The organism is Trinickia dinghuensis (assembly GCF_003367175.1).
Lineage (GTDB): Bacteria > Pseudomonadota > Gammaproteobacteria > Burkholderiales > Burkholderiaceae > Trinickia > Trinickia dinghuensis.
In genome coordinates this window covers 204,681-219,145 of record NZ_QRGA01000010.1, presented here as the reverse complement: position 1 = coordinate 219,145, position 14,465 = coordinate 204,681, and the positions used below count along the sequence as shown (strand labels likewise).

10 protein-coding genes and 1 tRNA gene are annotated in these 14,465 nt (G+C 59.1%); 8 read left to right on the top strand and 3 right to left on the bottom strand.

The annotated features are described in order from the left end of the window. Positions 1 to 5 precede the first annotated feature (5 nt). From DWV00_RS19070 to DWV00_RS19040, 7 genes are all read left to right on the top strand, one after another. Positions 6 to 3,134 carry a baseplate J/gp47 family protein gene (locus DWV00_RS19070; protein WP_181885521.1) on the top strand — a complete coding sequence of 1,043 codons (3,129 nt, stop codon included), beginning with the start codon at positions 6 to 8 and terminating at the stop codon, positions 3,132 to 3,134. Positions 3,135 to 3,136: 2 nt separating this feature from the next. Further along, a complete protein-coding gene (locus DWV00_RS19065; protein ID WP_115535149.1) occupies positions 3,137 to 4,222 on the top strand; it encodes a hypothetical protein in 1,086 nt (361 codons plus the stop codon). A 2-nt stretch (positions 4,223 to 4,224) separates the two neighbouring features. Further along, the gene (locus DWV00_RS19060) at positions 4,225 to 5,070 is read left to right on the top strand and encodes a phage tail protein (RefSeq protein WP_181885520.1); all 846 of its coding nucleotides are present in this window, start codon (positions 4,225 to 4,227) and stop codon (positions 5,068 to 5,070) included. Further along, positions 5,054 to 5,761 (top strand): hypothetical protein, encoded by a 708-nt coding sequence (locus DWV00_RS19055; RefSeq protein WP_181885519.1) that lies wholly within the window; start codon positions 5,054 to 5,056, stop codon positions 5,759 to 5,761. The genes DWV00_RS19060 and DWV00_RS19055 overlap by 17 nt, the downstream gene beginning before the upstream one ends. 52 nt (positions 5,762 to 5,813) lie before the next feature. Further along, positions 5,814 to 7,937, top strand: coding sequence for an ATP-binding protein (locus DWV00_RS19050; RefSeq protein WP_181885518.1), 2,124 nt, complete (start codon positions 5,814 to 5,816; stop codon positions 7,935 to 7,937). Positions 7,938 to 8,111: 174 nt separating this feature from the next. Continuing rightward, positions 8,112 to 8,627, top strand: a complete 516-nt coding sequence (locus DWV00_RS19045) for a GNAT family N-acetyltransferase (protein ID WP_181885517.1) — start codon at positions 8,112 to 8,114, stop codon at positions 8,625 to 8,627. Positions 8,628 to 8,839: 212 nt separating this feature from the next. Beyond that, positions 8,840 to 10,504: an autotransporter outer membrane beta-barrel domain-containing protein gene (locus DWV00_RS19040; RefSeq protein ID WP_115535144.1), complete on the top strand. Its 1,665-nt coding sequence runs from the start codon at positions 8,840 to 8,842 to the stop codon at positions 10,502 to 10,504. Positions 10,505 to 10,928: 424 nt separating this feature from the next. Here the strand turns inward: DWV00_RS19040 and DWV00_RS19035 are convergent. The 3 genes from DWV00_RS19035 to DWV00_RS34915 all read right to left on the bottom strand — a co-directional run bounded on the left by DWV00_RS19035 (position 10,929) and on the right by DWV00_RS34915 (position 13,520). Beyond that, a tRNA-Leu gene (locus tag DWV00_RS19035) sits at positions 10,929 to 11,015 on the bottom strand. A 124-nt stretch (positions 11,016 to 11,139) separates the two neighbouring features. Continuing rightward, positions 11,140 to 12,900 carry a ShlB/FhaC/HecB family hemolysin secretion/activation protein gene (locus tag DWV00_RS19030; protein WP_115535143.1) on the bottom strand — a complete coding sequence of 587 codons (1,761 nt, stop codon included), beginning with the start codon at positions 12,898 to 12,900 and terminating at the stop codon, positions 11,140 to 11,142. Between the two features lie 86 nt (positions 12,901 to 12,986). Beyond that, complete coding sequence (locus DWV00_RS34915; protein ID WP_281272656.1) at positions 12,987 to 13,520, bottom strand: acyltransferase; 534 nt, start codon at positions 13,518 to 13,520, stop codon at positions 12,987 to 12,989. 218 nt (positions 13,521 to 13,738) lie between these two features. On the opposite strand from DWV00_RS34915, the gene DWV00_RS19020 reads away from it, so the two are divergent. Continuing rightward, positions 13,739 to 14,461 carry a type II toxin-antitoxin system Phd/YefM family antitoxin gene (locus DWV00_RS19020; RefSeq protein WP_115535141.1) on the top strand — a complete coding sequence of 241 codons (723 nt, stop codon included), beginning with the start codon at positions 13,739 to 13,741 and terminating at the stop codon, positions 14,459 to 14,461. Positions 14,462 to 14,465 lie beyond the last annotated feature (4 nt).

The following is a 14,465-nucleotide window of genomic DNA, read 5'->3' as shown; positions in this document are numbered from 1 at the left end:
TGCCGATGAACTCGGTCCAGCTGGACTCGCGCACTAGGCCAGAGTTTTTCGACGAGACGATCAGGCTCGCCAAAATCTATTGCCCTCAGTGGAATCTGCCAGATGAGTGGCCGTCCGGGGGCGTCTCGCCGCAGCCGTCCGCGGATGCCATCGCCGCGGACCCAGGACTCGCGTTGTTCAGGATCTTCTCTTGCCTGGCCGGCTACCTCGCCGACATCGAGAACGCGTTGCCCGTGCATTGGCAATTGGCGTTTTATCGCTTTCTCAACGCGAACATACGCACGGCGTTGCCCGCCTTCGCCCCGCTTCAATTTTCGTTGTCGGCGGGGCAGCCGCCGGTCATGGTGCCTGCCGGGACAGCGGTTCTCGATGTCGCCACGCAATCGGTTCGATTCGCGACATACGATGATTTGAATGTCGTTCCCGCGAGCCTATCCGCGGCGCTTTGCGTGTCGCCCGCGCTGGATCTTTATGCCGACGGTGTCGCGGCGTGGCAACGCGGCGATTATGTGTCTGCCTTTTTCGGCGCTTCGGACGATCACCGCCCGCGCAATCGACATCCTTTGGGGCACTGGTTGCTGATCGGAGACTCGGTGCTGATCGCGTACGATCCCGCCGTGACGAAGGTCGAATTGACGCTGACGGGTTCGCACCTCTTTCCCTGTTACTTTGAGCAGTGGTGCGATGGCACGCTGACCGAAGTACACCATCATCATCCTAAGGCGAGCGACGACGGCCGCAGCTTCTCCGTCATATTTGAGAAGCCCTTCTCGCAAGCGGAAAAGGCAGTGTCGGTCGCGCAGTTGAATGCGGAACTGGTCGCGAAAGCGGGTTACGGTGCCGCGGACTTGGAAATCGAGTCCGATGCCGGCGCACTCGAGCCTAGCTACTGGCGGGTCGTCCGACCCGCTGCCCACGTCCGTTTTCCGTCCGATGCGGACGTGCTGCCGAAGTTACGAGAGATCCTTTGCACGGTCTCGGCCGCTGGCGCATTGCCCCAGCAGGCCGCGGCGAACAACTCGCTGCTTGATCTCACGAAGGGAGCGTACCCCTTCGGCAAGAACCCGGCCGTCGAAGACGCATTCTATGTGCGCAGCGATAAGGCCTTTGCTTATGGGGGCGGGGAGATTCATCTCCGCTTTGTTTTCAGCGGCCTCGCAAACGATGCAGATGCGCGAGTCGACTGGCAGTTCTGGAACGACGCCGACCGCGCGTGGGTTTCGATGGGCGAAGCCAACGGGAGCGGCCCTTACCGCTTGAAGGACGGCACGGAGAATTTGACGAAGTCGGGAGAAGTTAGCTTCACTTGCCCCACGATGGGCCGTCAGACGATTGCGGGAACTTCCGGGTATTGGATCCGTGCCGTATTGAAAGCGTTCGATGGGGCCAACGGGTTCGATTTCCAGCCGTTGGCTCCTGCCATCGATGAGATTCCTAGCGAAATCTTGCCAGACAGCTATAAATCGCCCGTGGTCGCCTACATCGTCAAAAGCACGAAAGCGACTTTTCTATCGCGGTATCAGAGCAACACGGCGAGAAAAGGGCCGTTCGTCGAGTCGCTCAAAATCGACTATACCGTGACTGCCCGGCCTAAGTGGTTATGGCGGCACAACGCCTTCCAGCTCGAGAACATGTCGTCCTTGAAGGACAGACCGTACCCGTACCTGCCGTTGCCGAATACGCCGAATCTCCTTTATTTGGGGTTGCGGCGCAACGACGCCACGCTTCGGTGGGCCGGTGAGGAGATCACGCTCTACTTTCATATCCACAACGAGGCCGCGGAGAGTGGACCTGCGCTTTCATGGGAGTGGCTCGATTCGGAGACCAAGCAGTGGCGCCCGCTTGACGTGATGGATCGGAGCGCAGGGCTGGGCCGCAGCGCAACCGTGCGATTTATCGTGCCGGATACCATGCAGGAAGCGATTTGCTTCTCGCAGCGTGCTTGTTGGTTGCGAGTCGCGGGCGCCGTTGCCCCGCCGGTGCTTATGAAGGGTATTTACCTCAATACGACGGGCGCGAAGAACGTGACGACGTACACCGAGGTGATCATCGGTTCGAGCAACGGACTGCCTAATCAGACGTTTTCGTTGCCGTTCGCAGGCGTCCATGAGGTCCAGCAAGGAGAGGCGCTATCAGCGCGCAACGTCGGGGCGCAGCCGGATATCGAACTCGTCGTTGAGGAGCCGGTAGCGCTCGACGGCACGCTCAGCCCCGAACTCGCCACTCAGCCGGAGACCGAGAAGTTCGCATGGACGTTGGTCGACAGCTTCGTCGATCAAGATGCTAGTGCGCGCGTCTATGCCATCGAGCCTAGAAGCGGAACGGTGGTGTTCGGCGACGGCGTGCGTGGCAGGATTCCTCCGCTGGGCACGCACAATATCATTGTCGAGAGCTACTGCACGACCGCAGGCAAGTCGGGTAACGTCGCGGCGAACGCGCTGGGCATATTCGGCGCGGGCATTCCGGGCATCGCGAAAGTCAGCAATCCGGTTGCGGCACGCGGCGGCGTGGATGGAGAGAGCCTTTCCGATTTGGTCCAAGATGCGCCGGAGCGCGTGAGGGCAAACGACCGCGTGGTCACGCTCGAAGATGTGAAGGCGCTTGCCGAGCAAGCGAGTTCCCGGGTGGCCCAGGCCGTTGCGATCGAGCATCTGGAAACCGACAAGGCGGCACCTTGGCGCCATGTGGCGTTGTTTGTCTTGGCGCAGTCGGATGAAGCTCGGGCATTGACGGCTCCGGCGGTGCTCGACGAGGTGTTGGCGTACGTCCAACAGCGTAGCCCGATACCGCTTCAATCGCGGATCACCGTCAGTTCGGCTCGCTTCAAAACCATCGACGTGGCGGCGGTCCTCAAGACCGCCGAGCCGCGAGACAGTTGGCCGGCACTAAGGCAAACGATCGACGGGACACTGACCGCCTTTCTGCATCCCGTCAACGGAGGGCCTCCCGGCGGTTCTCACTGGATCTTCGGGAAACCCGTACTGCGCGCCGATGTCTTCGCGTGCTTGCTCGGCACACCTGGTGTGAACGCAGTGGATAGGCTGGCTTTATGCGGGGGCGACTACGATGTCATCCTTCGCCGGTGCGAAGTGCCTTGCGCGGGCGCGATCCAGATCGCGGTGGAGGCATACTGACCATGTCGTTCGAACTGCCCGATATTAACGCGCTTTCCGCGAAGCAATTGCTCGACGATCTCGTGCGGCGGATTCCCCGCACCGCGCCTCAATGGACCGAGCAAAACCCCTCAGACCCCGGTATCACGCTGCTGGAGATGCTCGCGTGGATCGGCGAGGCGACGACGTACCAGGCAAACATCATTCCGGCCGAGGCTTATCGCAGCATGTTGCGGCTCGTTTTAGGGCTAGCCTATGGAACCGAGGCACGTCCCTACGCGGAGCTGGCGGCAAAAGGACTCGATCCGCTCTATGCCGGCCTGCAACAGACTCTGCAACAAGCGGAGCGAGGGCAGTCGCTCAATGTCGAAGCGTTGTCTCAAGCGGTGTACGCGTTTCGTTCCGCCCCCTACCTTGCGCTAACCCAATCCGATATTGAACAGCTGGCAATCGAGGCTAACCAGTACGTGCGGGACGCCATGCCCGGCTCGCCGGTGGTGCTGGAAGCGAATGTTGCGCACAACGATGTCGGCGTCGAGCTGAGCTTGGTTGTAGGGGATCCGGCAACGTCTTTTCTTCGTTACGTGCGAGAGGCCGGTGCGGATCCCAGCACGGTGAGCTACGCGCTCGACGTCGAGGTCGCGACCGATAAAGGCGAAACCAGCGGCGTAGTGGAATTGGTCGCGCGATACATCAGGTCGCGCCAAATGCTCGGCAATCCAATATCGATCCGCGCCGCTAGCCTTTGCAAGTTGCAAGTGGAGTGCACGGTGCGTTGCCTGCCGCGTCAACGGCGGGACGTCGTGGCGGACAAAGTCGCCAGTGCGATCGTCGACCGGGTGCAGCCCTATGCGCCGCCTCCGCGGCAGGCAACCAGGAACAGGGGTGCGCTGACGAGAGAGTTGATTCAGTCGGTGATTGCGGGAATCGAGGGAATTCATTCGGTGGAGGACGTGCGCATCGATGCTAGCTCGGTTACCGGTGAACGGGGCCCGGGCCGCGGGCCGGGGCTCGTTATCCCGACGGGAATCAATGGCCATCCGTTCAGCCCCGGCGGCAAGCCCGCGGTCGTAAGAGTGCAGGTCACCGCGAACGAAATGGAGGGATGAGCGTGAGTGGTGCTCCCAACCGGCTGTCGAGCTACCTGAAATATCTTCCTGCAATCTATGGGTTATCGCAGGATGGCGAGCCGCCATTCGTCGGCTCTTATCTGAATGTATTCGAGAAGATTATTTCGGGTATCCCGGAGCCGGCGCACTCGCTGGAGCGCAAGGGTATCCGCGAGCTATTGGACTCTCACGTATTCGGTACGTTGTTCCATCCGCGCCTCGATTTCCTGTTCGATGGCGATCCCTCCGTCGCTCAGACCTTCATCCCGTTTCTTTCCACCGGCGACGAGGCGCAGCCGGGGACGGATAACGAAGCCAAGTTGGCGCTGCTCAAGTCCTACATCACCACCGTTGATGATCAACCGATCAAAGTTTGGCTGCACGGGTTTCTCAATTGGTTTTCCGGCACGATCGCATTGAATGTCGACCACAACTGGTCCATAGACAGCAAGCGATTCCTGATTGCGCAGGCACTTCCGCTGTTTCGCGCGCGCGGCACCGCGCAAGGCATGGAGTGGCTGCTCAACGCTTGGTTTGGGGTGGATCCGGATGCGCCGCCGGGTTTAGCGCCGGACGGCGGGCTTGGGCTAGTGGGGTTTCGCGTCTACAACGAAGGTTTTTTGCCGATACGAATCGAAGACTCGGAGACGGGTACGTTCCGGCTGGAGAACGAGCCGCCGCCAGGGGGGGGAGGGGCTAGGTTGGCGGACATCGTTTGCCAAGACGTGGACAACGGCGAAAACGAGGCGACGGGCTATCGGGCTTGGCATTTTGTCGTGTCGTTGCTCACCCGTGCTTCCCACGACAGAGGTGACGCCGGACGAATTTCTGATGCGGCTGCTCGGTGATGGTGATCAAGCTACGTTGACCCAGCTCGAACGGGAAGTGCGCTCCGTCGTGGACGAATTCAAACCGGCATTGACCGATTACCGCATTGTGGCCGAAAGGGTTTCATTAAGTAATGGGCCACCGCCACCACCGAAATATCCGCCGGGAGTGCATATGAGTGATGACGAATGTCAACCGCACGATGAGTTCGCGCGCGTGCGCTATCGCCCCGGCATGTACCTGACTGCCGATGACATGGCGATGGAGCAAAACTATTTGCTTCATAAGCTCGCATCGATCAATAAGGCATTGTTCGAGCCGGGGATCGTAGGCGGACCGGATAGCTTTGCCGTAACGGTATGCGAGCACGACACCGTGTCGATAGAGATCAGCGCCGGCAACGCGATCGATCCCGACGGCATCTTGCTGGAGTTCGGCGGAACTCACGCGCCGTTGCCGGCGAGGAGCGAGCTCGGGCCGTTGCCGGAGGGAGCCGCCGAGGACAGTTGCTATGTGTATGCCCTCTACCGTGCGCGGGAGACCGGTGAGTCCCGCATTGCCGACGGCGTGCAAGTCATTTTTTCCCGATCGCCTCAGACGCAAGGGGTGCTGCTTGCGAAGCTGCTGTTCGAGGAGGATAAGGTTGCGGAAGTGAAAACGGATTCGAGTTCCCGATGCTATGCGGCGAGCCGCTTGTTCTCTACCAAATAGCTGTCGATTGGGTTGCGATTGCGAGAGCTGCACTGACAGCTATGGGCTATCAATGACCGACACAGCCGCAAGACCCTACCCCGACAACGCAGCCCTGCTCGAGGAGGGCCGGGACTTCATCGACCTCGTGCTCGAATGCGGGAGCGTGCACGACGAGCGCGCATCCCGAGCGTGGCGGCAGATCGTCGCTCGAATGACCGAGACGCTTCAGGCCGGGATTTTTCTATCGTGGATCCATGTCGCGGTGGTCTTCCGCTTGTCGGCGCTTGATCAACAATTGCTGTGGCTGGCTCTGATCGTTGAGTCCGACGACGTCTATCGCCAGCGGGTAGAGTCTCTGTTTGCGGGAGACGACGAAAACTCGCCCGAGCCAACGCGAACTGCTTCGGCGGAGCAAGCGCAACCGCGCGTCTCGCTGAGAGCCGCGCGTTCGCTTCTAGGCGACATTCAATCCCGGTTCCTGCCCGACGCTCCGTTGCTGAGCAACTTCCTTATCGACACGTCGCAGCTCAATCTTGCGGCGATGGCGGGCAGCTACCGTCTGAGCCCGCCGCTAGTTCCCTACCTCATGGCGATCGCCGCACCCCAGGCGACGATGGACGACGTGACGCTGCCGGACATCGTCGAGGATTGCGACCTACGCGACCACCTGATCGATGAGCGCACCAAGCGCCAGTTGATGCGTTTCATCGACGTATGCGGCGCGATTCAGACCTCGCCCGCGAGAGTCGTGCTGTACTTGCAAGGCAGCGATGCGGTGCTGCTCGACAGTCTGGGCGCCGCGACATTCGGTCAACTCGGCTACACGGTTGCGAAGCTCGACGCAAGGCTGCTTCGGCGCACTTATGAAAGAGCGGATGCACGGCGCTCGACACTTGTCGCCAGCCTGCGCCTGCTTTGCCGCGACGCGCTGCTATGCAATCAAGTGCTTGCATTGGCGAACATCGACGTGTTGAGAGGGGAGAAGTTCGAAGGCGACGTGCGCGACGACATCGTTGAAACGGTACTGCATACGATCTTGGAGGCGCATCGGTACCTGCTTGTCGTGAATGCTGCTCCGGGCCATCCAGGTACGGCACCTCTACGCCTCGATCTTCCCGATGTGATGTCGTTTCGGATACGCATCGAGGCGCCCGGCGCGGACTTGCGTCGGCAAGCGTGGCTGAAACATGCCGCTCGCTTTGAGCTGCAACTCGGCGAGGAGGTGCTGAATCAACTGGCGAATGACTTTAGTTTTTCGGAAGGGCAAATCGCGAATGTCGTAAGGGATGCATCGTCGGCACGGATGCTGAGCGAAACGCCGGGCGCGACAACGGACATCATAATCGAGGCATGCCGCGAGGAGGCCGAGGCCGAGCAGCCGGGCGTGGCGACGGTTCTTCGGTGGTCATATCGGATGGACGATCTCGTCGTGCCCAGCCGGACGCGTGAAGTACTCGACGAGTTGATGAACCATATCAAGTACCGCCATCGAGTTGTTGAGGAGTGGGGATTCGGCGACAAATATGCAGGCACTCGCAACCTCTCCGCGCTCTTTTACGGCCCACCGGGAACGGGCAAGACGATGGCGGCGATGGCGGTCGCAAACGGGGCCCGCCGTAGCCTTTATCGGGTAGACCTCGCCAAGCTGTTCAACAAATATATCGGCGAGACCGAAAAGCAGCTGGCGCGATTGTTCGACAGGGCCAACGATGCGGGCTACATCCTGTTCTTTGACGAAGCGGAGAGTCTTTTTCAGAAGCGAAACGGCGGAGGAGGTGGGGGTGGCGACACAGCCGATCGCTTTCTCAACGTGCAAGTCGGTTACATGCTGCAAAGGCTGGAGACCTATCCCGGCCCCGTCATTCTGGCCACGAACCTGCGCGGCAATATCGACTTGGCGATGTACCGGCGGACTCGGTTCTTCGTTGAGTTTCCGTTTCCCGCGCCGGCCGAGCGCAAAGCGCTGTGGCTCAACGCCTTCCCGCCGCCGACGCCGCTTGCGAACGATATCGACTTCGACCGGCTTGCGGAAAAGGCGGTGTTGGCGGGGGGCAGTATTCAGACCGTTGCATTGAGTGCGGCATTTCGGGCGGCCGCCGAGGGCGGGGCGGTATCGATGCATCACATCGCGCGTTCGATCGAGCTCGAGTATGGAAAGCTCGGCAAGCTCGTTACCGAAGGTGAATTCGGGTGATCGCCCTAAGCGCCGTGTCGTCGCTTGAAACCCAATCGGCAACGTGGCAGTCGCGGCCGGCGAGCCTAAAGCGGGCGGATTCCATTGCCTCGATGGCTCAGCCCGCGTGGGCCGGATTTCGGCTGCCGCCGGGGCATAATGGGCAGGTCAAGAGCTATTGCGGCAGCGCCACTCATGCTCCCTCCGTTGGACACCCCCCGTTTGCTGATCCGTGAGCGCACGCTCGACGATCTCGAGCCGTGCTTGGAAATGGACCGTGATCCCGAGGTCACCCGCTATGTTGCCGGACCTTGGCGCGACCCGATTGCTCATCGGCAATTCGTCGAGCACCGCATTACGCGGCCATATCCCGCGGGCTTGGGCTACTGGACGATACGCGAGCGCAGCGCGCCCGAGCATTTCATCGGCTGGGTGCTGTTGATACCCGATCACGGCGTCGGGCCGGACGTCGAAATCGGGTGGCGGCTCGTTCGATCGGCTTGGGGGAAGGGCATAGCGAGCGAAGCAGCGCGCGCTCTGATGGCCCACGCTTTCGATACAGTGCGACTGCCCCGTGTCATCGCCGATATTGCTTCGGAAAACCACGCTTCGCTGCGGGTGGCGCAAAAGCTCGGAATGCGATGGATCGGGTATGACGAGAGCGATGGTGTTCGATACGAGCGATATCGCCTCGTGCGTGACGATCTTTGATCCCGTGGTCGTGAGACCGTAGACGATCCATACACGGGGTATCGCCCCAATCAAACTTGTTCAAAAGGCCTCGTATTTCCCAAAAACTAGGGGGAAGACAGTTGCGACCCAGCCGATATCGCGGGGAGCGATGAATTAGCGAGCACACGCAGCTAGCACCGAGATACGCTAACGGCTACGAGATAAACGGATCGACGACCTCGGAGACAAGAATGGAAAGCGGATATACCCCTACGAGAGTCCGGTATTTTGGCGGCGAGTACTTGTGCACGGACGATTTTCAAGCCGAGCAAAACTACCATAGACGTGCGCGGGAACTGTTGAATAGCGGCGTATTTGCGCCTGGGATCGTTGAAGGGCTGACCGTTACGGTTGATTCTGATGTTTTGCTGCCTCAGGCTAAGGCATTTGTCTCTCCGGGGCGGGCGATCGATAGCGATGGGCAACTGATAGTGCTCGCGGAAGGAGCGTCAGTCGGTATCTCGGATATCGAGAGTGAGAAGAAATACGCAATCATAATAAAATATAATGACTCAAATGAATTGCATAATTCAATCGGAGAGATCTCGAAGCGAGTCGTTGAACGGCCGATTGTGGAGTGGACTGCTCTGCCGCTCATGGAGGGGGAGGTTTTATTAGCATCGATGTCTGTTAGAAATGGAAAAATCACCATCGACCGTGGGTGGGGCCGTCAAGGAATGCGTCAGCATGCGGGGGCAATTCTTGGTTCGATAGAATTTCCACTGGAGATCCCCGCCGTTCTGCCGTTATTATCCCCGTCGGACCCGACGTTGATCTCGATCGCGGCGCGCGGGTATTCGGTCGGTAATTCTCCGGTGCTCGAGATTACCGCACCTTATATCTCCCTTGAAGGCGATGTGTTGGCCGACGGCTCCATGAACGTCGATCAATTGGCGGTGAAAGATCTTACCGTTGCAGAGAAAGCTACGGTCGATGGATTGCTGTACGCCAGCGGGGGACTGAACGTGACCGACGGGGCCACGACGAACACCCTCGTCGTGGGGGGCGGGGCTTTAACGTCGGGATCTGCATTGACGGTCCATGGCGACAGTGCGCTCGATGGTCTAGTCACGATAAATGATGCGCTAACGGTTACCAAGCAGGCCACAATCGATGGATTGCTGTTCGCCGATGGAGGACTGAACGTCACCAGTGGAGGCACGACGGACACTCTTGTCGTCGGAGATGGGGCTTTAACGTCGGGAACTGTGTTGACGATCAATGGCTTTAGTTCGCTAAATGGCAGTACAACTATTACCGGAGCCCTAGCGGCCAGTGCAGGGGCGAGTATTACCAGTGGCGCCACCTCGGACACACTTGTTGTAGGTGGCGGCACTCTAGTGTCGAGCACTGCACTGACGGTTAACGGTGCCACAGCGGTGATCTCGGACCTCACCGTTGGTACCGGCACGACGCCGGCAATCGCCACGGTATACGGTGATTTGAAGGTGATCGGCGGGACGATTTCCTCGGGCGGATCCTGGAATTGCAGCCAAATCGACAAAGCTGCAATTGGGAGTAAAGGAGCATATATTGATTCGGACCCGTATTGTGCTAAGAATAATTGTGTTTTGATGATTACTACCGATAATCTTCATTCTATAGATGTTGGTGCGAATCAATGGTTTGTGGTTTTCATTAATGTTAAGATAAAGAACGCTGTTGAGGCTATATTGGCGGATTTAAATGCATCTGCCTCGCAAGCATCATATAGTCCAGCTAGCGGGGCGCCGAGTGTTGCGATGCTTTCGGTTCCTGTGGCAAAAGGGAATTATGTACATATCGCTAGCCATCATGTTGGGGCTAACGTTGATGGAGCATTTTTTATATATGTATATTGCGTTGATTTTGAATGAGCTTTATCGTGAGATTAAATTCTGGTGCCGTCGAATTTTGTTGGCATGATCGGTAGCGGTGAGCGATATCGAGTGATGGTGTTAATTTATTCGATAATATGTAAATTTTAATGCCCGATGCTACCGTTGAAGATTTATCACTCATTCGTCTTGTGTGATCGACAAATGCGGCGAGCGTCCGCTCGTCGTTTTCGAATGACGTCTGGAAATGAATCGCGATTCGGAAATCATGCGGGATATCGTGGCCCCAGGAGTGGCTCGTATGATTGTCGGCAATCGTAAATAATTACTCGCTTGATCGTGGTGGCTCGGCTGCGGATAGGCCGCGACGATGACGTTCGTATAGTTGGCGAGCATTAAAGGGGGCATTTCCTGAGCGGAAAAATGAAAAAAGCCAGCGAACGAATTCGCTGGCTTTTCAATTTGGTGCCCAGGAGAGGACTCGAACCTCCACGATGTTGCCACCGCTAGGACCTGAACCTAGTGCGTCTACCAATTCCGCCACCTGGGCTCGCTTCTGAAGCGAAGGCGCTATTGTAGCCAGTCCGGCGCGGCTGTCAACGGCTGTCGACATAAATTTCGCGGAGGCGAGCAGCTAGAGCGAAACCCGGGCGAAATCGCGCGTTGGAAACCCATCAACTCCCGATCACCACGAGCACCTGCGCCATGGGCGCCTTCGACCCACCCGGCACCACGGCTCTTAGCGGTTGCCCATAAGTCAATCGCGCATTGACGAACCGCGACCACTGAAACCTCACCCCCACACCGACACTCGACAGCATCCCAGCCTGCACCTCGGCGGGCTGATCGATCTTGTTCCAAACGTGCCCCGCATCGACGAACGCAAACGGCTGAAACGCGGGCCCGTTATCGCCGAAGAACGCGAACGCGGGCGTGCGCACTTCCGTCTGCAGGTTCCAGCCACGGTCGCCTTGCACGCTGTACGGCTCATACCCACGCAATGTATCGTCTCCGCCCAGCCCCATTTCCTCGCTCGGCAGCAACGTATTGGGCGTCCATTGGAATTGCCCGCGCGTCGACAGCATGAATCCGGCGCCGATCGTCAAACTGCGTTCCGCAAGCAACTGCAAATACGTATAGCGCGCCGTAGCACCACTGCGAGTCAGTTGAAACTCACTGTCGGTGTTATCGCCGTCGAAATGCCCCGGGCTTCCGAAAAGCGCGACGTTCGCATGCGTTTGCCCGAGTGCGTCGCTCTTGCTCGCGTCGTAAGTCACGAGAAACTGATGCACGTGCGTATTCGCGGTGAAGACCTGCTCGCCGCCGAACTCCAAGTCGTTGTTCGATCGCTTGAAGTCATAGCCGAACTGCACCTGCTGTTTCCAGCCGTCGACGAACGGAAGATGCCGGTCATAGCGGAAGCTGAACTGCGAAGAAATCCCGGTTTGATTAAAGATGCTGTCCCCCGTCCGCGGCGTGCTCTGCGCGTAGAGACCAAAGAACTCGACACGATCGAACCACGGCAGCGGCGCCGAATAGCTGAACGAATGCGCCTGAAACCGCGGCCGATCCGGGCGCCCCTCGTTCGGCGGGTTGCCGCTGAACAGATCGTTGCTGGCCGTGTACTGATAGGAGATCTCTTGATCGAGGCCGAACAGATTGCCGTAGTCGATGCCCGCGAAAAAGCGATCCCGTCCCAACGATTGCACGCCGGCGTTGTCATACCCGGCGTTGACACGGAGCGGCAGCCGATCCTGCGTCTGCAGGACCACATCCGTCGAGTTCGTGCTCTGCCCAGGCGAATACACGACATCGACGCTCCGATACGGATTCGCGTTCAGCAACGCGAGTCCTGTCGACACGTCCGATTCTCTAATCGCGCCGCCGCTCTTCAGTGGCATCTCGCGCACGAGCTGCGCCTCGGAGAAGTAGCGGTTGCCGCGCGCGGTCACCTTGCCCAAATGAAACTCGGTGACGGCGATGTGAACGACGCCGTCGCTCACGTCCTGCTCCGGCACGTAGACATCGACGAGCGGTTCGCCCTCGGTACGAAATCGCTCGATCACGGAGCGGCGTATTTCAGCTAGCCGGGCGAACGTCAAACGATGGCCGATGTCTTTATCGAAGCCGGCGAGAAACGCGTCGTCGAGCGGCGGTAGATTGACGGCTGCAACTTGCTTCCCCTTCGGCAAGCCCTGCGAACGCACGACCACTTTCCCATCGTCCTTCACGAAGACGATCCCGCGCAAATCCGCCACGGCAACTTGCTGCGAGCCGCTCGACGGTTCGGGTGGCGGGGGCGGGGAGGTCGGCCGGCTCGGCGCCGGCGGTGGGGTAGGGGCCACGTCCCGATACGACTGCGCCGCGGCGGTGGCGCTGATCACGGCCAATGCTGCGCCGGTCCACTTCAATTTGCCGCGCAAAGTGCGCTTCATGCCCTCGGTTGCTGCTTCATTTTTTTGTTGTCCCCGTATTTCGCCAGCGAATGGCCAGGTGGCCCAGCGGCCGCGTGACTGAATGACTACGTTCGTTCGATGTCTTTGATCTTGCGCGCGGGCACACCGCCCACGAGCGTATAGGCGGGCACGTTCTTCGTGACGACGGCCCCTGCCGCCACGACGGCGGCTTCGTGAATCGTCACGCCAGGCAAGATCGTGGCGCCCGCGCCGATCCAAACCTTGTCTTCCACGCAAATTTCATGATGGTCGAGCCCGCGGCCGACGTTCGGGGCGAATACGACGCCGTGCGTCGCCGTCTCGAACGACACGCGCGGGCCGATCTGAACGTCCGCGCCGATCGAGATCCTGCTGTTGCGGCAAGCGAGCCGCGTATCGGCGTTCAGGTACGCGCGATCGCCGATCGAAATACCGCGAATCGTCTCTTCGTTCAAGCTCAACTCGACGCTCAACGGCCCGATGATCGTCACGTCTTTACCAATGACCATGCCGGCCCTGCGGTACAGGGTCGGCCGCATGCGATTGAAGGGGCCGTAGGTCGGCATCGCGTTGCCGAGGCTCATGAACAAGTGTCGTTTGAATGCCGTCAATAGCTTCATCGTCCTGCCTGAGTGCCGGCGCATCGCGCCATGAGAGGCAAGGGTACCGTCGAAGTGGCGTTCGGTCCCTAAAGTGGCGCAATGAGCGGGAATTTTGTCGTAAATCCGGGCGTTGGAAAGGGGGTTGGGGTGAATCGGTCTGAATTTGTGATGACACCGTACAAAAGGGGGCGGCTACTTGTATTAGTAGCTCCGAACGAACGTCGAGGGACCATCCGATGCGTACCATTTGCTTTTCAGCCGCTTGCGCGGATCTGAAGGCGGTGATAGACGAAGTAGTCGCTCATGCCGACGCAATCCTCATCACTCGCCGAGACGCGCCGAACGCCGTCATCCTGTCGCTCGCGTCTTACATCGACTCACGGGCCGGCTTAGAGGGACGCTACATCGACGGAGTCGTGCACCCGTTCGATCGGATTCTTGCTGCCATTCGCGAGCATGCTCCCCGAACGCTCACGGTTTGTCTCAGCGCAATCACGGCAAATTACGAAGCTGCAATCCGTATAGCAAAGGCGATCAAATCTATCGACGCTCAGATTTCGATCGTGATCCGAAACGATCGCTTCTCTGCGTTGAGCCGCGAAATTCTGGAGCATCGTGTCGGATTGATCGACAGAACCTTGCCACATACTTCCATTTACACCGAGAACTTCACGAAGCGCCTGGGCCACCGGATTCTCGAGTTGACGGGGCGCCGCGTGCGCAAGGGAGTACCGGTAGAGATCGGGCGCGGCTGCATCAAGTTCAGCGGCGACGATGCCTGTTCGTTCTGCTCGATCCGGTACGGTAGTCTGTGGAAGAACGAGTTGCCTGCGGACGAGGCCTGGGAGGCGATTCGGCAGGCATACCTTGCTCAAGGAAAACGTCGAGACCTACATCGACTTTTTAACGGCGGGGCGCGATGTAATCATCAGCGCCGACATCGAATTGCTGTCGCCTGAGCCT